Origin of the sequence: Kingella pumchi, from assembly GCF_022288825.1 — a bacterium.
In the GTDB taxonomy this organism is placed as follows: Bacteria; Pseudomonadota; Gammaproteobacteria; order Burkholderiales; family Neisseriaceae; genus Kingella_D; species Kingella_D pumchi.
Window position 1 is genome coordinate 1 of the sequence record NZ_JAKOOW010000077.1, and the last position, 20592, is coordinate 20592.

Below are 20592 nucleotides of genomic sequence, written 5' to 3' on the forward strand. Positions count from 1 at the left end.
ACGACAGCCTGAATGGGTTTTTAGACTGCCGTTACCGCCACCGGTTTCTCCGCCTGAGCGCTCGCCGGGACTTTTGCCCTGCCCGACTGCGGTCTCGGCTACGGCCATCAGAATGCCGCGGCGACGGTTGAAAACGATTTTATGGCGGTGTTTGTTCATGTTCTTACGTCCGTATGGAAATGGAAAACAGGCAGCCTAAATGCAGGCGGTGCCCGCGTTTTCTCCGGTTAAAACGAATAGTTTAGGTTGAAGCCGAAAACGGCGGTACGTTTGCTAAAGCCTTGCGGTTTTTTAATCGGTTTGCCGGCAAACAGGTCGTAATTCAGGCTGCCGCCTGCTTGGAACTGGCCGCGCAGACCGGCGGCGGCGCCAATCAGGGTTTGCCCCAGCAGGTATTGCGCCGAGTCGCCGGATACGTGGCCGCCGTCTAGTGCCAGATAAAACTGGTGGGCGGGTTTGAAAGACCAGGCGACTTCGTTGCGCCAGTACCAGCCGCGCTCGGCCGACAGCGAGCTTTCGCCGTCGAAGCCGCGAACGGTGTAGCGGCCGCCGATGGCGATTTTGTCCAAAGGCGTCAGCGGGGTTTTATTCCATTGGGCGTGCAGGGCGGTGTCGTATACGAAGTGCTGCCGGCCGATTTGGAAGGGGTGGTTATAGCTGATGTCGGCAGTGATTACCTTCATTCTCGAAGTGCCTTCATCAAACACCTCTTCAGGGGCGGCAATGGCATCGGCCATACCGGTGCCGCGCTTGTAGGCAAGACCAATATCCAAAGTGCTGCGGCCGATGTATTCCTTGTGTTTCAGGCTCAACTGCCAACCGGCGGTTTTACGGCGCTGTACTTCGACTTCGGCATCATCGATAAAACTTTGGTTTTCTTTCTGCCACAGTTTGAAGCCGATATGGCTCTTGCGCCGCGCATCACGGTACAGCAGGCGGGTAAATCCGATGTCGCTGCCGCGGCTTTTGCCGTTGTAGTCATATACTTCATTGATACCCGCTACAGCCTGGTGGTAGCGGTAGTAGTTGTGGTTCCAGCTCCACAGCCAGTTGCCCGCGGGAACGGAATAGTGAAAGGCGTAGCTTTGGGTGCCGCCGGCGGTTTTTTTGCCCTCGGAGTCGGTATGGGCGTCGGTATGGCCGAGATGGCGGCCGTAGGACAGATAAAACAGATCGCTCAAGCCGAAAGGGTTGTCGGCAGAGAAAGTCAGGCTGCCTTGGTATTTGCCGGTGGTTTTGCTGCCGGAGTCGTCCACACCGAGCGACAGGCGGTAGGGCAGCAGCCGCTGCCGCCAGGCAACAACGATGTCGCTTTCATCAGGCGCATCGGCGGGAACGATTTGAATATCGGCTTCCGCGGTGGGTACGCGTTTGAGATTTTCCAGCCCTTGCTCGATACGGCGCAGATTCAGAATATCGCCGCCTTTCAACGGAATTTCGTTTTGAAAGGCGGCAATGCGCGCGGCACGGGTTTGGTCGTTGTGCGAAGTATCAGTGCGAACCGAGCGCACTTTGCCGGGCAAAACGGTTAATTCCAAAGTTCCGCTGTTTAAATCCTGCGGTGCAGCCAAAATACGGGTAGTGGTATAGCCGTGGCCGATAACGGCGTTTTGTGCCGCAACCATCATGCGGTTGATACCTTGCGCACCCAAACATTGCCCCGATTGGAAGCCGGTTTCTTTCAAGGCTTTTTTAAGTGCAAACTGAAAACGGCCGGCAGCATCGCCGGTCAGGGTAACGGTATGAATGGGGAAACAGGGGGATTCGGCCGATTCGGCCGCAGACGGAGTAAGCGTGCTTTGCCGCGTATCGTCCAAACGCACATCGACTTCGCGCTGCAGCTGCTGCTCCTGCTGCCGGCGTCGCATTTCCTGACGTCTGGATTCGCTTTCTTCAATGGTATCGGCAAGTGCAGCCTGAAAAGAAAAGGCTGCCAAAACAGCTAAACTCAGATGGGTGTGTATGGCGGACATGATCTTAAACCAAGTATATTTTCTACTTGAAAATAAATTCACTAAATTTTACAAAATCATTGATAAAATGTCAATTTCTTAACTTTTATCCATGGACGTCTGGTGCTGTTTGCAGCAGCTGAAGATTTTCAAGAACAATACTGTGAAGCCTTATGGCAGCCTGAAAGGGATGCGGCGGTTGAGATATTGCCGGCTTATTTTTCTTAAGCTGTTGTGTAAAACACTGTTAGTTTTTGCAGAAGGCAGCCTGAAAACTTTTCAGGCTGCCTTTTGGAATATCCGGCTGCCGTTTTCAGGCTGCCGGTAAAAAGTTTCAGCGCAGCATAATCCGCAGCTTGGGCGGCAGGCCGCGGTCGCTGAGTATCAGAGTTTCATCGGCGGATAAAGCGGCGGCCCAGCGTGACAGCAGGGCGGGATAGGTTGCGTTTGCGGTGGCAGACAAATCGGGCGTGCAGGGGGCGGCATCGGTGGCGATGCGTATGGTGGCGGCAGAGGGCGTATCGGGTGCTGTGGCGGATAATAGCAGGCTGACGGCGTGTTCTGCTTCATTGGCGGCCGGGTTTGGGGTTTCGTACAGCCAGCTGATGCAGCATTGTTTGGCGCTGCCGGCCAGCAGGTCGTTGATGCCGAGCCACAGCGGCTGCCAGAAATTGTGTTCGTCGGTAGCGAGAAAAATCATGCCGACGCGGCTGCCCAGGGCTTGTGCCAATTGGAAGGCCGGAGCGTTGTGGAGACTGGCGGCAAACCCGAGCGGGCTGGGGGTGCCGTCTTGGGCGTGCTGGAGAAAAGTCGGCAAAAAGCGGCGGGGCGAGGAAAACGGGGCGGTCAGGATGATGCTGCAGTCGGCGCCGATTTGTCCGGCCAGCGGCATGGCGGCCAGCAGCGACATCAGGCTGAAACGGCTGAGGCGCTTGCCGTCGATGCCGTAATCTTTCAGGCTGCCGCGCAGGGCTTTGTCGTCGCAGCCTGAAAAATTGCGGTGATGGCAGGCTTGGAGATACAGCGGGGGATGGTCGGGGTTCACGGTCGGCTCCAGCGCATCAGCCAAGCGGCGGCGCTGCCGCCGAAGCCGAGAAAATAGTTGAGATACAGCCCGTCGGCCAGCGGTGCGCCGTGCGCCAGCGGCAGGCTGCGGTAGGCTGGCGGGTGGGGGATTTCGGGCAGGATGCCCTGCTGCAGCTGCTGCCACAGCCAGGCGCTTTCCATGGCGCCGCTGGCGCCCAGCGTGTGGCCGAAATAGGGTTTGGCCAGTATCCAGCGGCTTTCAGGCAGCTTTTCGCGTAACACTGCCTGCTCGCCGTTGTCGCCGGCACCGCCGACAGCATGGACTTTAACGGCGCGGATGCTGTCGGCCGCGACGCCGGCCTGCTGCAGGCAGCGGTCAATCAGCTCGGACAAAACGGCGGGATCGGTATTGGTCAGATCGCGGCTGTCGGCGGCGGTGGCGGTGGCGATGATGCGGCAGCCTTTTTCGTTTGGACTGCTGCGCTCCAGCGCCAAACAGGCCAGTCCTTCGCCCAGCACCATGCCGGGGCAGCCTGAAAACGGCAGGTAGTCGTCGGCGGCCAGCAGGTTCATAGTGGCGAAATGGTCGAAAGTGTAGCGGTTGAAACTTTCAAAGCCGACCACCAGCGCGCGTTTGATCCAGCCGTTTTCCAGCATTCGCACCGCGTGCACCAGCGCTTGCGCCGAGGAAGTGCAGGACGTGGCAAACGTGTAAATCTGGCGGTTGCCGGTGGCAGCGCGCAGCAGGTCGGCCATGCCGGTAAGCGTGTAGTCGGAATAGGAGAGTGCGCCGTGCTCGGCGATTTCGGCTTCGCAGTCGGGCAGGGCATAGCTGGTGGAGCCGAGCATCAGCGGCGTGTCGGCCAAAGCAGCCTGATCCCAGCCGGCCGCGGCGGCGGTGTCGGCCAGTAGCGTGTGTACCAGTCGGGCGGTTTCAGGCAGCGTCAGCCGCTTTTGCGGGAACTTTTGGAAATAGGGCAGGACGGCATCGGCGCCGAGTCCCGACCACGGCGAAGCGTCCAGCATCACCCTGCGCGAAGCGCCGCCGCCGATCCGTGCGGCGCGGACGGTAACGCTCATGCGCCCTGCCGTTCGGCGCGCACGAAGGCGGCCAGCGCGGCAACGTCGGTCATGTGGCGGCGCACCATGCGGTCGCCGTTGAGGCGCACGCCGAAGTGGCGTTGCAGCGCCACGCAGATTTGCAGCGCATCGAGCGAATCGAGGGCGATGCGACTGTGTTCGCCGAACAGCGCTTCGGTGTCGGACAAATCTTCGGGCGTCCAGTCGTCGCGTTCGGCTTCGCGGATAATCAGTTTTTTCAGCTCGTACTCCAGCGCCGGATGTTCGAGCGTGAATCGGTAGGCCATCAGAATCTCACTTGTTTTTTCAGTTGCCCGCGGTAAACAGCGGCGGCGGCGGTAAGCGTCAGCAGGCCGAAGGCGGCGAGCCGGCCGAGCACCGGCAGAATCTGCTCCAGCCCGGCCTGCCGCAGCAGCAGGGTTTGGAAGCCGGAGAGCGCCCAGCCCATCGGCGAAAATTGGGCGACGGTCTGCATGATGTCCGGCATCACATAAGTCGGCACCATAATGCCGCCGAGCGCCGCCATGATGATGATGCCGCCGCCGCCGAGCACCACCGCGTGTTCGGTGCTGCGCGCCACCACGCTGACCAGCAGGCCGTAGCCCAGCGCGGCGAGGCTGACGGCGGCGGCGAGCATCGCATACACGCCAAGGCAGCCTGAAAGCTGCAGGGCGGGCATGCCGAGCTTGGGCAGCACCCAGCGGCCGAGCGCGAGCATGCCGGCAAACTGCAGCTGGTTAATCAGGAAATACGGAATCAGCTTGGCGGCAATCAGTTTGCCCGCCGGCACTCGCGCCATGCGCAGGCGGGTGATGGTATTGGTCTGGCGTTCCATCGCCATTACGTTGGAGAGCGGAATCATGATGAAAAACATGCCGAAAATCAGCCAGGCCGGCACGCTGTGCTGCACCGAATTGGGGCGCACCACTTCCTTGCCGCCGTGGTTGAGATAGGTTTCCTGCCACGCTTCGCGCTCGAGATAGGCGTTGATGCCGGCGAATTTGTCGTCGAGCTGGTGGTTGGCTTCTTTTTCCACTTCGCGCACCAGCGGCGATTTGCCTTTGAGCTTCACTTCGCTGCCGTCCAGATACAGGTTCAGCCGCTCGGCGGTGTAGTGTTTTTCCACCATGCCCTTGATGGCGAGCAGGCGGGCGCGGTCGGTGTCGGGGCTCAGCCACAGGCGCAGCGGCTTCTCTTTGTCCAGTGGCGTTTCTTCGCTGTTCGGGTTAAACAGCAGCAGGTCGGTTTCGCCCCGCTGCAAGGCAGCCTGAAAAGCGGCAAGGCGGTGGGTTTCGACAAAACGCACGTTCAGCCCTTCGCCTTCGAGCGCGGCGAACAGGTTTTCATCAAGCCGGCTGTCGGCGCTGCCCGCCAGCACGATTTTGGCGTCGCGCAGCGGGTTTTCTTGGCTGTCGCTGAGCGCGGCCGACATAATCAGCACAAACAGAATCGGCATCACAAACAGCACCGCCAGCCCGTGCAAATCGCGCAGCAGCAGCTTGAATTCTTTGATTACGGACGAAAACAGCATCAGCCTTCCCCTTCCGTAGTGTTCGTGCTACCGGTTTTGCCGTCGAGAAAGTCGAGATAAAAATCTTCCAGCGAGCTGAAGCCGAAACGGCAGGCGCTGATGCGGTAGTTTTTCGCCGCCAGCGCCGCCAAAACGTTTTCAGGCTGCCTGCTGTCGATAGCGACGCCGCCGCCGGCTGCGGGGGTTGCGGCAAAGGCTGCGGCGTCTGCCGGCGACAGCGGCGGTTCGGTGTGCAGCAGCAGGCGGCCGCCGTGCCGGCGCAGGATGTCGGCGAGCGCGCCCTGATAGACGCAGCGGCTGTTATCCAGCAGCACCAGATCGCGGCACAGCAGCTCGATTTCCTGCAGATAGTGCGAGGTATAGACGATGGTAACGCCGCTGCGGTTGAGTTCGGCCACGCTCTCAAGAATAAAGCGGCGCGACTGCGGGTCGATGCCGACGGTGATTTCGTCGAGAAACACCACCCGCGGCCGGTTGACCAGCCCGATGGCGAAATTGAGCCGCCGCTTCAGCCCGCCGGAAAGGTGGCGCGCCTGCTTGGCGGCGTGCGGGGACAGCCCGCAGCGTTCGATCAGGCTGTTGAGATAGGCGCGGTCTTTGCGGCCGTAAAGCGAGGCGAAAAAAGACAGGTTGTCGCGCACGCTCAGTAGCGGATAGAAGGCAAAGTCTTGCGGCACCAGCGAGATTTGGTGGCGCGCTTTGCGGCTGAGACGGGAAAAGGGGGTGCCGTCGAAAGTGATTTCGCCCTGCCGGCATTCCTGCAGGCCGGTGAGCAGCGACATCAGCGTGGTTTTGCCGGCGCCGTTGGGGCCGAGCAGGCCGAGCGCCGCGCCTTCGGCGATGTCTAGCGAGATATCGCGCAGGGCGTAGCCGTCGGCCTGCGGATAGCGATGGCTGAGCGCGCGCACCCGTATCATGCCGCCGCCTTTGCCAGCTCGCGCCACAGCGCTTCTTCAGCGTCGGCGATGGCGCGCAGCTCGGCGGCCAGTTTGGCGTAGCCTTGCGGGTCGGGTTTGCGGCACTGTTTGACGCAGCGGGCGGCAAAAGCGCGCCATTGGTCGCCGATGGCGGTCATGCGCTCGGAGGCAGCCTGAAAGGCGGAATCGGCGCATACCTGCGCGGCCTGTTCGAGAAAATAGGCGTAGAGATAGCGAAAGCCCGCGCCGCCGGTGCCGATTTCTTCCTGCATGCGCACCAAGTGGCCGAGATAGAGTTTGGCGTCGTGTTCGGAGCAGCCGCCGAGCGCGGCGATGCGTTTGGCAACGGTGCGGATGCCGCGCACGCCGACGAAAAATACCGGCGCCAGCATATGTTTGGCGTTTTTGCGGATGGCGCGGCGTAAGAGTTGGGGCAGCCTGAAAGCCAGGGTTTCGGCGTTTTCAGGCTGCTTTTCGATCGTGAACATCAGCCCTTTGGCCGCCAGCGCGCCTTTGGCGAAACGGGCGCGCTGCAAATCGGCGGCGGCGCAGCGCTGCACGGTTTCGAATACCGGATCGCTGATCAGGTAGTCGCCGCCGTCCTTGCCGTACACCAGCAGGTTGTGGGCGTTGAAATGAAAGCGCATCTCTTTGGGGAAGTAGGGCAGCCAGAACACCGAAGTCTGCAGGCCGACCAGCTGGCCTGCGGCCAGCGCTTCGTCCAGCGCGCGCATGCCGGCGGCGGGCGAACGGAATTTGCGTACCTTCAGGCGGATGCCGAGCGAGCGGCAGACGTTTTTGATGATGCCGCGCGGCGGCATGCGGTAGGAAACCAGCGGCAGGCCGTTGATTTTGACCACCGGCAGATAAACGAAAGTCAGGGCGCCGGCCAGACCGAAAACCATCGCTTCGTTCAGGTCGGTGCCCTGCGATTTGAGCAGGGTGCTCATCACCCCGCTTTCGCAGTGGGCGGTATGCTGGTGGACGAATGCACTCATGGTTCGGCGGAAAATAAAGGGGTTTCAGGCAGCCTGAAAAGTTGTTCGGCGGGGATTTGGAAGGCTTCGGCGTAGCGCGCCAGCGTTTTGGCGTTCAGGCGCGCGAAGACTTCGGGGCGGAAATGGCGGCGCAGCTGCCAGCGCCACACGCCGGCGGCCTGCGCGAGCGAGCGCTCGTCGTGGCGAAAGAAATACATATAAAAATACAGCGGCGAGCGGCGGCCGGCGGCCACTTCGCTGCGGGCGTGTTCGATCAGGCCGTCCAACTCGGCCACCGCTTGCTCGGTGGCGTAGGCTTCGTCCTGCCAGCCGGTGCTGGTGGCGGCTTCGTAGCGGCCGTTGCGCGTGCCGTAGATGACTTTGCGCTGGCCGTTGTAGGTTTTGCTGTCGTCCTGTGGAATGTCTTCAACCCGCATCAACCGCCTCCAGCAGCATAAAGCAGGAAGAAAAACGCCCGCTCTCGGGGATGTAGCACAGGATGTTCTGGCCGTGGCGCAGCGGGAAGCGGCGCATGAATTCTTCGAGAATGATGTAGATGGAAGCCGAGCCGGTGTTGCCTTTTTCGGCGAGATTGGTAAACCATTTTTCCTGCGGAATGGCGAAGCCGGCGTTTGCCAGTCCGGCGGCGAGTTTGTCGCGGAAAAAGCCGGAAGAGTAGTGCGGCAGGAAGTAATCGACTTCGGCAGCCTGAAGGCCGTGTTTGGCCAGTGCGCGCGCCAGTGCTTTTTCTACGGTGTAGGCAACGATGTTTTCGTTCAGCAGTTTCACATCCTGCTTGACCGCCATCATGCTGCAGCGCTCGCGTTCTTGGGCATCGACTTCTTTCCAGCCGACAAAGCGGCCGTTGCGCACTTCGCCGCCGGCATACATGCACACCGGCATTTCGTTGGCGTAGGACACCAGCTCGATCCAGCGGATTTTCAGGCTGATGCCGCGCGGGTTGGGACTGTCGCAAAGATGGGCGGCGCCGGCACCGTCGGAGAGCATCCAGCGCAGGAAGTCTTTTTCAAAAGCGATTTCGGGGCGGGCGTTTTCCCAATCGCGGCTTTCGATTTCGGCGCGGAAGTTGTCGCCGCGCATCACCGCCGAGGCGCATTCGGATGCGACGGCAACCGCATGGCGGTGCTCGCCGCTGCGGATGCTCTGGTAGGCATATTTCATCGCCGCCATGCCCGCCACGCACACGCCGGAAAGGCTGGCGACTTCACAGGGCGGGGCGTTTGCCACCAGGCCGTGCACCATCACGCCGTGGCCGGGCAGGATTTGGTCGGGATAGGACGTGCCGCAGCTTAGGCACTGCATGTCGGCGGCGGCAAAGCTCTCGTCAAACAGCGCCGACACTGCGGCGGCGGCCAGCTCGGTATTGGTGTGGGTGGCGCGGCCGGTTTGCGGATCGACGGCGTAATGGCGGCTGGTGATGGCGTTGGAGCGCAGAATGGTTCTGCGCACGCGCGAAGGCAGGCCGCCGACCATGCCCAGCACCGCTTCCATCTGGTCGTTGCCGACCGGCGCGTTGGGCAGCACGGCCGACAGTTTGCGGATATAGACTTCAGGCTGCATGGTTTGCATTATTCTCCCGAAGGCTGCGCGTAATAGCGGCGCAGCCTGGATAATTTTTGTTGGGTCAGCGGTTTGAGCAGGATTCTGAGCAGCGCGCTCAGCGGGACGACGGTTACAATCATCAGCAGCAGAAACACGACATATATATAAAGCACCGCGCGGCGCAGCAGCGGCGAGATGCGGCCGCAGCCGATCAGCAGCGCGCCCCACAGGCGGAAGCTGCGGCGGCCGACGGCTTCGCTCATCATCAGTTTTTCGTCGATTTTCACCGCGCCCATGCCGCGGAACAGGGTTTCGTCGGGCGTGCCGCCGGCATCCAGCACCTGCTTGAGCCTGCCGCCGAAGCGCGCCATATCGAGAATTTCACGTTCGGCGATGCCGGCGCTGGGCAGCCAGCGGTAGGGGTGTTTGTTGCCGGTCATCATCCACAGCGGGGTGGTGGCGAAACTCGACCAGGCATCGCTCTGGTCGGTTTTGACGATATTGCCCACCAGCTTCGCGCCGGCCTGTGAGAGCAGTTTTTTCACTTCTTCCTGCGCCATCAGCCACATATTGCGGCAGCCGATTAGCGTGATAACCGGCGTGCCGGCCAGAATGCGCTGCGCCGCGGGGTGCTGCAAAAAGGCGCAGACCGGCTGCGAGGGCGACAAAAACCATACAGTGTAGGCCAGCACCACCAAATTGTAGCGCTCGTGCCGGAACTCGGGCGTTTCAATGGGTTGCGGCTGCAGGCGCACGGTTTCGGGGAAGGTGTCGAAAAAACGGCCGAAACGCCAGGGAAAGGGAAAGGGCTGCCGCGGTTTGAGCGCAAGCTGTTCGATTTCGATGTTGTCCGCGCCTTCGCAAGGGGCAATGAAATGGCCGGCCAGGCGTGAAAGCTGGCCGGTTTGCGAATAGGAAACCAGTAAAATCCGGAAAGGCGGGGCGGGCATGTGTGTTTTCGGTTCGGTGGCGGGCAGGCGCGGCATTTTATTTTTAAAATCATGGGTGGTCAAATTCAGGCTGCCTACCGCCGCCGTTGGGTGGTTTGTGTGCAAATATTTGAGAAAACGTATTTTTTATTTTTCAGGCTGCCTTTTGAGGCAGCCTGAAAAGGTTTAAAACAGCCTGAAACGGGTTTTCAGGCTGCCTGCTGCCGGTTTACTGCGAGTCGCGGGCGAGCGCCATGGCGTGCAGTTTGGCCATTTCGCGTTCGCGGCGCACGGTGTGGCGCATGGTGAGGTAGTTGATCAGCATCACCAGCGTGCCGACGATGCCGATCATAATCGTTGCCAGCGCGTTCATCTGCGGGTCGAGGCCGAGTTTGATTTTGCCGAAAATCACCTGCGGCAGGGTCATCGAGCCGGGGCCGGACAGGAAGGAGGCGATGACGTAGTCGTCGAGCGACAGGGTGATGCCGAGCAAAAAGCCGGAGGCGATGGCGGGGGCAATCAACGGCAGGGTGATGGTGAAAAAGATTTTCAGCGGCCGCGCGCCCAAGTCCATCGCCGCTTCTTCGAGCGACTGGTCAAGCTCCATCAGCCGCGAGCGGATGACGACGGTAACGTAGGCCATGCACAGGGTGGCGTGGCCGAGGAAAATGGTGAAAAAGCCGCGCTGCCATTCGCCGGCGCCGCTGTAAACGCCCTGCAGCATGCTCTGCACCTGGGTAATCAGGAGCAGCATGGAGATGCCGGTGATGATGTCGGGCATCACCATCGGCGCGGAAACCATGCCGGCGAAAACGGTGCGGCCGCGGAAGCGTTTGAAGCGCGCCAGCGCGTAGCCGGCGAGTACGCCGAGCACGACGGCGGCCAGCGAGGAGACGACGGCGATTTTCAGCGACAACAGGGCGGCGTTCCAGATTTCGCTGTTTTTCATCAGCTTGAGATACCAGCGGGTGGAGAAGCCGCCCCACACGGTTACCAGCTTGGATTTGTTGAACGAATAGAAAATCAGCAGTCCCAGCGGCATGTAGAGAAAGGCCATTCCCAGCAGCAGCATGGTTTTCAGAAACAGCGAGGATTTTTGTTTTTGCCGGCTCATCATTCCGCTCCTTTTTCCAGTTCGCGCTCTTCAAAGCGCTGGAACAGCATCATCGGCACCACCAGAATCAGCACCATCACCACCGCCAGTGCGGAGGCGAGCGGCCAGTTGTTGAGGCCGGAGAACACCTGCCACAGGGTTTTGCCGATCATCGAGTTGTCGGGGCCGCCCACCAGGTCGGGAATCACGTATTCGCCCACCGAAGGGATGAATACCAGCATCGAGCCGGCGATGATGCCGCTTTTGGAGAGCGGCAGGGTGATGCTGAAAAAGGCTTTGACCGGATGGGCGCCTAAATCGGCGGCCGCTTCGAGCAGGCGGTGGTCCATTTTCACCAGATGGCTGTAGAGCGGCAGGATCATAAACGGCAGATAGGCGTAAACCATCACCAGATTCAGCGAAAAGGTGTTGTAAAACATATTGAGCGGCTCGCTGATCAGGCCGGCCTTGATCAGCAGGTTGTTGATGATGCCGTTGCTGCTGAGCAGCCCCATCCAGGCATAAACGCGCAGTAGCAGCGAAGTCCAGAAGGGCAGCATAATCATCATCAAAAGCGTGTTGCGCCGCTCGGGGCGGACACGGGCGATGGCATAGGCCATCGGGTAGCCCAGCAGCAGGCAGATCAGAGTGGTGGTGAGCGCGGTTTTGATCGACAGCCAGTAGGTGTGGACGTAGATATTGGGTACTTCGCCGCCCAGCGGGTTGGCCAGCGCAGCTACGGACGCGCCGAAGTCGCTGAAGATTTCGGCGTAGTTTTGGCTAACCAGATGCAGCTTGGCGGCACCGCCTGCGGGGTCGGCCATAAACAGCGGCGTGAAGGGCGGAATGGTGTCGGCCTGCTCGGCAAAGCTGATTTTCAGCACCGTCAGAAACGGCAGCAGGAACATCAGCACCAGCCACAGCGCGGGGATGCCGATCAGCGTTTTGCGTCCGAATTTCAGGCCACCGCGCGGTTTTTTCGGGTTGTGGGTCATTTTCAGGCTGCCTTATGTCAGCGGGTCAGCGGGGTGGGCTGGTTTTCCGGCCAGTCCAGATAGACTTCTTCGCCCCAGGTGGGCGGCGTAAGGTTGCGCACGTACCAGTAGGGCGCGGGCACCTGGCTTTTGATGATGCGGCCGTTGGGCATCTGCACGTGGTAGATGGCGAAGCTGCCCAAATAGGCGATGTCTTTCACTTTGCCGTGCGCCCAGTTGTGGGTGTCGCGGTGGGCGGGTTTTTCCTTGTGCAGGTCGATGTCTTCGGGGCGGATGGAAATCCAGATGCTCTGGCCGACTTCGGCGTCGCAGGCCTGGTCGGTATAGACTTTGGCCGGCAGCTCGGGGCAGTCCACCAGCGCGTGCGCGTCGTCTTTGTGGACGATTTTGCCTTCAAAGATATTGGTTTCGCCGATAAATTCGGCGGTGAAGCGGCTGTTGGGGTAGTCGTAGATATTGCTGGGGGTATCGACCTGTTTGAGTTCGCCGTCGGACATAATCGCCACGCGGGTGGCCATGGTCATCGCTTCTTCCTGGTCGTGGGTTACCATAATGCAGGTTACGCCTACTTTCTCCAGCGTGTTCACCAGCTCAAGCTGGGTTTGCTGGCGCAGTTTTTTGTCGAGCGCGCCCAAGGGTTCGTCCAACAGCAAGAGCTTCGGCCGCTTGGCCAGCGATCGGGCAAGGGCGACGCGCTGCTGCTGGCCGCCGGAGAGCTGGTGCGGCTTGCGCTTGGCGTACTGCGGCATCTGCACCAGCCGCAGCATTTCTTCTACGCGGGCGGCGATTTCGTCCTTGGGCATTTTGTCCTGCTTCAGGCCGTAGGCGATGTTCTGCTCCACCGTCATGTGCGGAAACAGCGCGTAGCTTTGGAACATCATATTGATGGGGCGCTCGTAGGGCGCCAGGGCGGTGATGTCCTGGCCGTCGAGAATAATGTGGCCCGAAGAAGGCGTTTCCATGCCGGCGAGCATCCGCAGCAGCGTCGATTTGCCGCTGCCCGAGCTGCCGAGCAGGGCGAAGATTTCGTGTTGTTCGATATCCAGGTCGATGTGGTTGACGGCGGTGTTGTCGCCGAATTTTTTCACCAGACCTTTGATTTGCAGATAGGGTGGTTTGCTAGCCATGGACAATGCTCCATAAGGACAAAGTGCGGCCGGCATGCGCCGAACCGCAGGTGTGGAGTGGAAACACTGGCTGTTAGATTGCTTTGGACAGCAGATGATTGCTAAACCTTTGAAGGTTATATGAATCCGGCAGGCTGTTTAGCGGCTTTCGCCCAGCTGATTTTCAAAAGCGCGGGATTGTAGTGCAGTAGGGGGGTAAGGGCAAGCAAAACGGTTAATATTGGTTAAATTTGCCGCAAAACCGTGTTTGCAATGAAACGGATAGCGGTGGTTTTTCATCCTTTTGCCGCTGTTCTCCGGCACCGTATAATGCGCACTTTTTTCAGGCAGCCTGAAAGCCGTTTTCGCTATGCAGACCATCCTGTTTACCGATTTGGACGACACCCTTTTCGTTTCCAAGCGCAAAGCGCCGCCCGCTCCCGACTACCAAGCCGCCGCCTTTTTGGCCGACGGCAGCCCGATTTCCTACGCATCGCCCGTGCAGCAGCAATGGCTGGCACACTGGTGGCAGCACGCGCTAGTGGTGCCGGTAACCGCCCGCAACCACGACAGTTTCCGCCGCGTGGCGCTGCCCTTTGATAGCCATGCGGTTATCGACTACGGCGCGGTTATCCTTCATCCCGACGGCACGCCCGATGAAGCCTGGTTGGAAAACAGCCGCCGCGCCGCTTCAGGCTGCCTGCCGCGCTGGGACGAATTGCAGCAAATGCTGTTTAGGCAGCCTGAAAGCGCGGATTGGAACATCCGCCTGATAGCGGACTACGGCATCGCCTGTTATCTGCTGGTCAAATCTAAAAGCGGCGAGGGCAGCCTGAAAACCGCCGCTGATGTTTTGCGCGGAAAGTTGCGCGACGGCGAAAAGCTGCATTGGAACGGCAACAACCTTGCCCTGCTGCCGCCCTGGCTCGACAAAGCCCACGCCGTGCGCCGCCTGCAGGAGCAATACCGCCGCCGCTACGGCACCATTCTCAGCATCGGCATGGGCGACAGCCTGATCGACACCGCCTTTATGCGCTGCTGCGATTATCTGATTGCCCCCGCCGCCAGCCAGATTGCCGCCGCTTTGGGCGAAATGCCTTAACCAGGCCTTTCAGGCTGCTTTGGCGTTTTCAGGCTGCCTGAAAACGCCAAAGCAGCCTGAAAAAACAAGCGGGCGCCGCAGATACTTTCTGCGGCGCCCGCTTGTTTTTCGGCGCGCGTTTATTTGGGGTTTTTCTCAATCAGCGCCACCAGCTGGTCGATATAGCCCTGAACGAAAGTGCGGGCGGATTCGATGAGTTTGCCGTTGTCGTCAAACAGGGTGGGCGAGTTGCCGAGGAAAACTTCGGGCTGGCCGGTAAGCGGCATATCGAAGTAGGAAAGCGCCAGGCGCAGGTTTTTCTGCGAGCTGTAGCCGCCCATTTTGCCTACCGAGTGGCTGATGATGCCGGCGGGCGTTTTTTTCCAGGCAACGTCGGCATTCGGTTTGGAGCCGATGTCCACCGCGTTTTTCAGGCAGGCGGGCACGGTGCGGTTGTTTTCGGCGGTAACGAACAGCACGCCGGCGGATGCTTTGATGGTTTCGCGAAATTCGGTATAGCTCTCGGGGGTGGGGAAATCGGTTTCGTTGGGGTCGTCGTAATCGAAGTTATACAGCGGCAGGTGGCCGATTTCGACGATTTGGGCTTCGTAGCCGGCGGGGAACATGGGGATGACGTTTTGTGCGACTTTGCGAGCGAAGGAGCCTTTACGCAGGCTGCCGACGAGGATGCTGACTTTCTTTGCCATTTTTCTCTCCGTATGGGCGTGTGGTTGTCGAAAGAACTGAGAATTAGTCCCAGCGAAACTGACTATATGCGAAGGGTGTTTGCCCGTCAAGCGGCGGTTTTACGCTTTTCAGGCTGCCCAAGCGCTGTGCGCTTAGGCAGCCTGAAAAAGCGGTGCGGCCTGTTTATTCTTTGGGCAGGCGCAGTACCGAAACCAGCAGTCCGCCCCAGATTACTATCAGGGATACGGCCATCATAATTATGGCGGAGGTGCTCATTGTCCGTTCTCCTTATCGTCGTCGGTCAGGGTGGTGTCGCGCTTCCAGGGCAGCAGCGACAGTAGGATGGCCAGCAGCGGCAGCGCGGCGGCCATGCCCCAGCCGAACAGGTTGAGAAATTCGGTGGGATAGCCGCTGTAGTTGTTTTTCAGCAGCTCGCGGGTGTCGCTGAACAGCATGTAGCCGAGCACGGCGACGGTGGCGGTAACGCACACCATCCACAGGGTGCCGACTTTGAACGAAGACACGCTGTTGATGTGCCGGCGCAGCACCGGCAGCATTTTGGCCAGCAGCAGGGCGAGCACATACAGCGCGCCGCCGGCGACGATGCCGTAGGTATTGACGAATTTGTCCAAAGTGTCGAGCACCGGCAGGCCGGTGGTGGTGCCGAACAGCAGGGTGGACACCACCGCCATCGGCACGCCGACGGCAAAGGTGGAACTGACGCGGCCGAGTTCCATTTTGTCCTGCACCGCAGCGATAACCACTTCCAGAATCGAAATCAGCGAAGTCAGGCCGGCAAACACCAGCGAGCCGAAAAACAGTACGCCGATCAGGGCGCCGAAAGGGGCTTTGCTGATGATGGTGGGAAAGGCGATAAAGGCCAGGCCGATGCCGTTGGACGCGACTTCGCTCACTTCCTTGTCGGCGGCCGTAGCCATAAAGCCCAGCGCCGCGAATACGCCCAGGCCGGCCAGCAGTTCAAAGCTGCTGTTGGCAAAGCCCACCACCATGCCAGTGCCGGTCAGGTCGGATTTTTTCTTCAGATAGGAAGAGTAGGTAACCATAATGCCGAAGCAGATGGAAAGCGAGAAGAAAATCTGGCCGTAGGCCGCCACCCATACTTTGGGCTCGGTCAGCTTGCTCCAATCGGGGGTGAACAGCGCGTCCAAGCCTTTGGCGGCGCCCGGCAGCGTGAGCGACACGCCCACCAGCACCACAAACATTACCAGCAGCAGCGGCATAAAGAAGCTGGACGAGCGGGCAACGCCGTTTTGCACGCCCAAGGCCAGAATCAGCAGGGTTGCCACCCACACGCCGATCAGCGGGCCGACCACGCTGCCGACAAATTCCAGCCCGATATCGGTATGGTCGGCCATTTTCAGAAAATTGCTGAAAAAGAAAGCGCTGGGATCGGCGCCCCAGGCGGCGCCGAGCGAGAAATAGGTATAGCTCGCCGCCCAGCCGATAATCACCGCGTAGTAAATGCTGATGATGACGTTGATCAGCACCTGCCACCAGCCGAAGGTTTCAAAGTAACGGCTGATGCGGCGGAATGCCAGCGGCGCCGAGCCGCGGTAGCGGTGGCCGATGGCGTAGTCGAGAAACAAAAGCGGGATGCCGGCGGTAAGCAGCGCCACCAGATAGGGCAGGATAAACGCCCCGCCGCCGTTTTCGTAGGCCACATAAGGAAAGCGCCAGATATTGCCCAAGCCGACGGCCGAGCCGATGGCGGCAAACATAAACGCGCGGCGGTTGGAAAAGGTTTCACGCTCCGGCGCGTCGGGAGTAACGATTGTCGGCGACTCCCATGCGGATGCGGAAGAAGTTTCGCCTGATTGCGTATTGGGCGTGTGTGTAGTGTTGTCAGACACGGTAAAGATTCTCCTAAAAATGGTTTGCCGATATCGCGCCGCGGTGTGTAAAAAGCGCACACAAGGCAGCAGATTCAGGTAATTAAATGTAAATGTTTGCGATATTGGCGGCTTGAATCGTAAAACAAAAGGCCGGCTGCGGCAAGCGCGCGTGCGACAAAAGCCGGCGCAGGCAGCCTGAAAAAAGCGCGCCGGCAGCATTTTGCCGCCAAAAAACTGCGGTAAATTTCCAGTTAATAATAATTGCTGCCGTTTATTTGTAAGATGCGGCAAACTGGTTTACATTGCCGCCACGCCTGCCGCCCGAAGCGGTGGCGAGCGCAATTTCCACAACCGTCACAGGAGTCTGATGATGAAAAAACTGTTGTTTATCCTTTTTGCCGCTTTGAGCTTTTCCTTTGCCGCCGCCGTGGTCGATATCAATACCGCCACCGCACAAGAACTGACCACGATTAAAGGCATCGGCGCGAAAACCGCCGAAAAAATCGTTGCCTACCGCGAAGCCAACGGCCCCTTTAAATCGGTGGACGATCTGACCAAAGTCAGCGGCATCAAAGAAAAACGGCTGGACAAAATCCGCGCCGAGCTGACAGTCGGCGGTGCCGGCTCAGCGAAAGCGGCGGCAGCCAAGCCCGCCACCGGCAAAGCCGCCGGTAAAGCAGCCGACAAAGCCGCCGCAGCCAAAGAAGCCGTTAAAGAAAAAGCCGCGCCGGCCAAGCCCGCCGCCAAATAATCCCGTCGCACCCACCCGCACCCCGCACGTTTCGATGTGCGGGGTTTTTTCAGGCTGCCCAAACGGCAAAGCAGCCTGAAAGCCCGTTTCGCATCTTTCAGGCTGCTTTTTCAGGCAAGCAGGCAGCCTGAAAGCGCCGCTCCGTATTTTTCAGGCTGCCTTCGGACGGTCAGGCAGCCTGAAAACCATGTGTCTGCGGCATTCGCTATATAATCCGCCGTTTCCCAACCCATCCGCAAAGGCAGCCTGAACATGTCTTCTTCCCGCCCCACCCTCCTGCTCGTCGACGGCTCTTCCTATCTCTACCGCGCCTACCACGCGATGGCGCAGCTTACCGCGCCCGACGGCGCGCCCACAGGGGCGATGTACGGCGTGTTGAACATGTTGCGGCGGCTGCGTGCGGATTATGTGCACGACTATTGCGCGGTGGTGTTTGACGCGAAAGGCAAAAATTTCCGCCATGAAATGTTTGCCGACTACAAAGCCACGCGCCCGCCGATGCCCGACGATTTGCGCCCGCAGGCCGAAGCGCTGCCCGATTTGGTGCGGCTGATGGGCTGGCCTGTGCTGGTGGTGCCGCAGGTGGAAGCGGATGACGTCATCGGCACGCTGGCGGCGCAGGGCGGCGCGGCGGGCTGGGACGTGGTGATTTCCACCGGCGACAAAGACATGGCGCAGCTGGTGAACGAGCGCGTTACGCTGGTCAACACGATGAGCGGCGAAACGCTGGACATTGACGGCGTAAAAGCCAAATTCGGCGTGCGCCCCGACCAAATCCGCGACTATCTCGCGCTGATGGGCGACAAAGTAGACAACGTGCCGGGCGTGGAAAAATGCGGGCCGAAAACGGCGGTGAAATGGCTCGAAGCCTATGAAACTTTGGCGGGCGTGATGGAACATGCGGGCGACATCAAGGGCAAAGTGGGCGAAAACCTGCAAGCCGCGCTCTCGCAACTGCCCTTGTCCTACGATTTGGTTACGATTAAAACCGATGTGGATTTGCACGCGGAGCTGGTCGACGGCCTCGAAAGCCTGCGCCGTACGCCGCCCAAATGGGCGCAGCTGGCGGCCGATTTCAAACGCTGGGGCTTCAAAACTTGGCTCAAAGAGGCCGAAAACCGGATGCACGAAGCGGCCGACGGCGATTTGTTCGGCAGCGCCGATGTGGGCGAAATCGCCGCTTTGGCATTAGAGATGCCGTCTGAAAAGCAGCCTGAAAAAGCCGCCGCGCCCGAAAAGCTCAATTATCAGGCGGTTACTACAGAAACCGAGCTTGCCGCCTTGTTGGACAAATTATCCAAAACCGAACGCATCGGCATCGACACCGAAACCACGTCGCTTGATGCGATGAACGCGCAGCTCGTAGGCATCAGCATCGCATTCCAAGCAGGCGAAGCTGTGTATATCCCGCTCGGCCACAGCATGACTGCCGCGCCGCAGCAGCTTGATTTACAAAACACATTAGGCCGTCTGAAACCCTATTTGGAAAACGGCAGCCTGAAAAAAATCGGCCAGAATCTGAAATACGACCAACACGTTTTTGCCAACTACGGCATTGCGTTGCGCGGTATTGCGGGCGATGCGATGCTGGCTTCGTATATTGTCGAGAGCCATTTGGGACACGGTTTGGACGAATTGTCCGAACGCTGGCTCGGCCTGCCGACGATTACTTACGAATCCTTGTGCGGCAAGGGCGCGAAGCAGATTTCTTTTGCCGATGTCGCCATTGAGCAAGCCACCGAATACGCCGCGCAAGACGCGGATTTCGCCCTGCGCCTCGAAGCGCATTTGCGCGCGCAGATGGACGACAAACAGCTTGAAATGTACCACGATATGGAATTGCCCGTAGCCCAAGTATTGTTTGAAATGGAGCGCAACGGCGTGCACATCGACCGCGCCGAGCTGGCCGCACAAAGCAGCGAGTTGGGCGCGGCCTTGCTGAAACTCGAAGAGCAGGCATTTCAGACGGCCGGACAGCCGTTTAATCTCAATTCGCCCAAGCAGCTTCAAGAAATCCTGTTCGACAAAATGGGCATCCCTACCAAAGGTCTGAAAAAAACCGCATCCGGCGGCATCTCCACCAACGAAGCCGTACTCGAACAGCTCGCGCCCGATTATCCGCTGCCGAAAATCATCTTGGAAAACCGCAGCCTGGCCAAACTCAAATCCACCTACACCGACAAGCTGCCCGAAATGATCAACCCGCGCACCGGTCGCGTGCACACCACCTATTCCCAAGCCGTCGCCATCACCGGCCGCCTTGCCAGCAGCAATCCCAACCTGCAAAACATCCCCATCCGCACCGCCGAAGGCCGCCGCGTGCGCCGTGCCTTTACCGCGCCCGAAGGCCGTCTGATCGTGTCGGCCGACTACTCGCAAATCGAGCTGCGCATCATGGCGCATTTGTCGGGCGACAAAACCCTGATTGCCGCCTTCCAAAACGGCGAAGACGTACACCGCCGCACCGCCGCCGAAGTGTTCGGCATCGCGCCCGAAAACGTCAGCCACGAGCAGCGCCGCTACGCCAAAACCATCAACTTCGGCCTGATTTACGGCATGGGTCAATACGGCCTGGCCAAATCGCTGGGCATCGACAATTTGTCCGCCAAAAACTTTATCGACCGCTATTTCGCCCGCTACCCGGGCGTGGCCGAATACATGCAGCGCACCAAAGAAGAAGCCGCCGCCCAAGGCTACGTCGAAACCCTGTTCGGCCGCCGCCTGTATCTGCCCGACATCCGCGCCAAAAACGCCAACGCCCGCGCCGGCGCCGAGCGTGCCGCCATCAACGCCCCCATGCAGGGCACCGCCTCCGACCTCATCAAACGCGCCATGATCGCCGTATCCGAGCGCCTGCATTCAGACGGCCTACAAAGCAAACTGATTATGCAGGTGCATGACGAATTGGTGTTGGAAGTAGTGGAATCGGAACTCGAAACCGTAAAAGCAATGCTGCCGCAAGTGATGGCCGAAGTGGCGCAAGGCCGTCTGAACGTGCCGCTGTTGGCGGAAGTGGGAGTGGGCATGGATTGGGATGGGGCGCATTGAAAA

General features: G+C 59.7%; 20 protein-coding genes. 3 read left to right on the forward strand and 17 right to left on the reverse strand.

Features of this window, described 5'->3' with window-relative positions:
• The 14 genes from MB824_RS11730 to MB824_RS11190 all read right to left on the reverse strand — a co-directional run.
• The coding region (locus MB824_RS11730) for an ESPR domain-containing protein (protein ID WP_407659240.1) at window positions 1-159 on the reverse strand (159 nt) is incomplete at its 3' end.
• 68 nt (window positions 160-227) lie between these two features.
• Window positions 228-1973 carry a ShlB/FhaC/HecB family hemolysin secretion/activation protein gene (locus tag MB824_RS11130; protein WP_238748597.1) on the reverse strand — a complete coding sequence of 582 codons (1746 nt, stop codon included), beginning with the start codon at window positions 1971-1973 and terminating at the stop codon, window positions 228-230.
• Window positions 1974-2286: 313 nt separating this feature from the next.
• Window positions 2287-2997, reverse strand: coding sequence for a hypothetical protein (locus tag MB824_RS11135; RefSeq protein ID WP_238748599.1), 711 nt, complete (start codon window positions 2995-2997; stop codon window positions 2287-2289).
• Window positions 2994-4058, reverse strand: a complete 1065-nt coding sequence (locus MB824_RS11140; protein WP_238748601.1) for a beta-ketoacyl synthase N-terminal-like domain-containing protein — start codon at window positions 4056-4058, stop codon at window positions 2994-2996. The genes MB824_RS11135 and MB824_RS11140 overlap by 4 nt, the downstream gene beginning before the upstream one ends.
• The gene (locus tag MB824_RS11145; protein WP_238748603.1) at window positions 4055-4345 is read right to left on the reverse strand and encodes a phosphopantetheine-binding protein; all 291 of its coding nucleotides are present in this window, start codon (window positions 4343-4345) and stop codon (window positions 4055-4057) included. Before MB824_RS11145 ends, MB824_RS11140 begins: the two co-directional genes overlap by 4 nt.
• Window positions 4345-5589, reverse strand: a complete 1245-nt coding sequence (locus MB824_RS11150; protein ID WP_238748604.1) for an ABC transporter permease — start codon at window positions 5587-5589, stop codon at window positions 4345-4347. Before MB824_RS11150 ends, MB824_RS11145 begins: the two co-directional genes overlap by 1 nt.
• Window positions 5589-6506 (reverse strand): ABC transporter ATP-binding protein, encoded by a 918-nt coding sequence (locus tag MB824_RS11155; protein WP_238748606.1) that lies wholly within the window; start codon window positions 6504-6506, stop codon window positions 5589-5591. The genes MB824_RS11150 and MB824_RS11155 overlap by 1 nt, the downstream gene beginning before the upstream one ends.
• On the reverse strand, window positions 6503-7504 hold the full coding sequence (locus MB824_RS11160) for a BtrH N-terminal domain-containing protein (RefSeq protein ID WP_238748608.1): 1002 nt from the start codon (window positions 7502-7504) through the stop codon (window positions 6503-6505). Before MB824_RS11160 ends, MB824_RS11155 begins: the two co-directional genes overlap by 4 nt.
• A complete protein-coding gene (locus MB824_RS11165; RefSeq protein ID WP_238748610.1) occupies window positions 7501-7920 on the reverse strand; it encodes a hypothetical protein in 420 nt (139 codons plus the stop codon). Before MB824_RS11165 ends, MB824_RS11160 begins: the two co-directional genes overlap by 4 nt.
• Window positions 7910-9064: a beta-ketoacyl-ACP synthase III gene (locus tag MB824_RS11170; protein ID WP_238748632.1), complete on the reverse strand. Its 1155-nt coding sequence runs from the start codon at window positions 9062-9064 to the stop codon at window positions 7910-7912. Before MB824_RS11170 ends, MB824_RS11165 begins: the two co-directional genes overlap by 11 nt.
• 8 nt (window positions 9065-9072) lie before the next feature.
• Window positions 9073-9996: a dialkylrecorsinol condensing enzyme gene (locus tag MB824_RS11175; RefSeq protein ID WP_238748633.1), complete on the reverse strand. Its 924-nt coding sequence runs from the start codon at window positions 9994-9996 to the stop codon at window positions 9073-9075.
• Window positions 9997-10204: 208 nt separating this feature from the next.
• Window positions 10205-11089 (reverse strand): ABC transporter permease, encoded by an 885-nt coding sequence (locus MB824_RS11180; protein ID WP_238748634.1) that lies wholly within the window; start codon window positions 11087-11089, stop codon window positions 10205-10207.
• A complete protein-coding gene (locus MB824_RS11185) occupies window positions 11089-12063 on the reverse strand; it encodes an ABC transporter permease subunit (protein WP_238748612.1) in 975 nt (324 codons plus the stop codon). The genes MB824_RS11180 and MB824_RS11185 overlap by 1 nt, the downstream gene beginning before the upstream one ends.
• A 17-nt stretch (window positions 12064-12080) precedes the next feature.
• The gene (locus MB824_RS11190; RefSeq protein ID WP_238748614.1) at window positions 12081-13190 is read right to left on the reverse strand and encodes an ABC transporter ATP-binding protein; all 1110 of its coding nucleotides are present in this window, start codon (window positions 13188-13190) and stop codon (window positions 12081-12083) included.
• Window positions 13191-13539: 349 nt separating this feature from the next.
• On the opposite strand from MB824_RS11190, the gene MB824_RS11195 reads away from it, so the two are divergent.
• Window positions 13540-14271, forward strand: coding sequence for an HAD family hydrolase (locus MB824_RS11195; protein ID WP_238748616.1), 732 nt, complete (start codon window positions 13540-13542; stop codon window positions 14269-14271).
• 119 nt (window positions 14272-14390) lie between these two features.
• Here the strand turns inward: MB824_RS11195 and MB824_RS11200 are convergent, their stop codons facing one another.
• The 3 genes from MB824_RS11200 to MB824_RS11210 all read right to left on the reverse strand — a co-directional run bounded on the left by MB824_RS11200 (window position 14391) and on the right by MB824_RS11210 (window position 16730).
• Window positions 14391-14957 (reverse strand): NADPH-dependent FMN reductase, encoded by a 567-nt coding sequence (locus tag MB824_RS11200; protein WP_238748617.1) that lies wholly within the window; start codon window positions 14955-14957, stop codon window positions 14391-14393.
• A gap of 163 nt (window positions 14958-15120) precedes the next feature.
• On the reverse strand, window positions 15121-15213 hold the full coding sequence (locus tag MB824_RS11205; RefSeq protein WP_238748618.1) for a methionine/alanine import family NSS transporter small subunit: 93 nt from the start codon (window positions 15211-15213) through the stop codon (window positions 15121-15123).
• The gene (locus tag MB824_RS11210; protein WP_328516374.1) at window positions 15210-16730 is read right to left on the reverse strand and encodes a sodium-dependent transporter; all 1521 of its coding nucleotides are present in this window, start codon (window positions 16728-16730) and stop codon (window positions 15210-15212) included. Before MB824_RS11210 ends, MB824_RS11205 begins: the two co-directional genes overlap by 4 nt.
• Before the next feature lie 430 nt (window positions 16731-17160).
• Between MB824_RS11210 and MB824_RS11215 the strand changes: the two genes are divergently transcribed.
• Window positions 17161-17541 carry a ComEA family DNA-binding protein gene (locus MB824_RS11215; RefSeq protein ID WP_238748619.1) on the forward strand — a complete coding sequence of 127 codons (381 nt, stop codon included), beginning with the start codon at window positions 17161-17163 and terminating at the stop codon, window positions 17539-17541.
• A 252-nt stretch (window positions 17542-17793) separates the two neighbouring features.
• Window positions 17794-20589 carry a DNA polymerase I gene (gene polA / locus MB824_RS11220; protein ID WP_238748620.1) on the forward strand — a complete coding sequence of 932 codons (2796 nt, stop codon included), beginning with the start codon at window positions 17794-17796 and terminating at the stop codon, window positions 20587-20589.
• Window positions 20590-20592: the final 3 nt, after the last annotated feature.

Bases quoted from the DNA above. Each gene is read 5' to 3' on its own strand.
- MB824_RS11190 (WP_238748614.1), bottom strand. From the start codon at position 13,190: ATGGCTAGCAAACCACCCTATCTGCAAATCAAAGGTCTGGTGAAAAAA.
- MB824_RS11155 (WP_238748606.1), bottom strand. From the start codon at position 6,506: ATGATACGGGTGCGCGCGCTCAGCCATCGCTATCCGCAGGCCGACGGC.
- MB824_RS11145 (WP_238748603.1), bottom strand. From the start codon at position 4,345: ATGGCCTACCGATTCACGCTCGAACATCCGGCGCTGGAGTACGAGCTG.
- MB824_RS11170 (WP_238748632.1), bottom strand. From the start codon at position 9,064: ATGCAGCCTGAAGTCTATATCCGCAAACTGTCGGCCGTGCTGCCCAAC.
- MB824_RS11205 (WP_238748618.1), bottom strand. From the start codon at position 15,213: ATGAGCACCTCCGCCATAATTATGATGGCCGTATCCCTGATAGTAATC.
- MB824_RS11200 (WP_238748617.1), bottom strand. From the start codon at position 14,957: ATGGCAAAGAAAGTCAGCATCCTCGTCGGCAGCCTGCGTAAAGGCTCC.
- MB824_RS11160 (WP_238748608.1), bottom strand. From the start codon at position 7,504: ATGAGTGCATTCGTCCACCAGCATACCGCCCACTGCGAAAGCGGGGTG.
- MB824_RS11185 (WP_238748612.1), bottom strand. From the start codon at position 12,063: ATGACCCACAACCCGAAAAAACCGCGCGGTGGCCTGAAATTCGGACGC.
- MB824_RS11150 (WP_238748604.1), bottom strand. From the start codon at position 5,589: ATGCTGTTTTCGTCCGTAATCAAAGAATTCAAGCTGCTGCTGCGCGAT.
- MB824_RS11195 (WP_238748616.1), top strand. From the start codon at position 13,540: ATGCAGACCATCCTGTTTACCGATTTGGACGACACCCTTTTCGTTTCC.
- MB824_RS11140 (WP_238748601.1), bottom strand. From the start codon at position 4,058: ATGAGCGTTACCGTCCGCGCCGCACGGATCGGCGGCGGCGCTTCGCGC.
- MB824_RS11215 (WP_238748619.1), top strand. From the start codon at position 17,161: ATGAAAAAACTGTTGTTTATCCTTTTTGCCGCTTTGAGCTTTTCCTTT.
- MB824_RS11175 (WP_238748633.1), bottom strand. From the start codon at position 9,996: ATGCCCGCCCCGCCTTTCCGGATTTTACTGGTTTCCTATTCGCAAACC.
- MB824_RS11165 (WP_238748610.1), bottom strand. From the start codon at position 7,920: ATGCGGGTTGAAGACATTCCACAGGACGACAGCAAAACCTACAACGGC.
- polA (WP_238748620.1), top strand. From the start codon at position 17,794: ATGTCTTCTTCCCGCCCCACCCTCCTGCTCGTCGACGGCTCTTCCTAT.
- MB824_RS11180 (WP_238748634.1), bottom strand. From the start codon at position 11,089: ATGAGCCGGCAAAAACAAAAATCCTCGCTGTTTCTGAAAACCATGCTG.
- MB824_RS11130 (WP_238748597.1), bottom strand. From the start codon at position 1,973: ATGTCCGCCATACACACCCATCTGAGTTTAGCTGTTTTGGCAGCCTTT.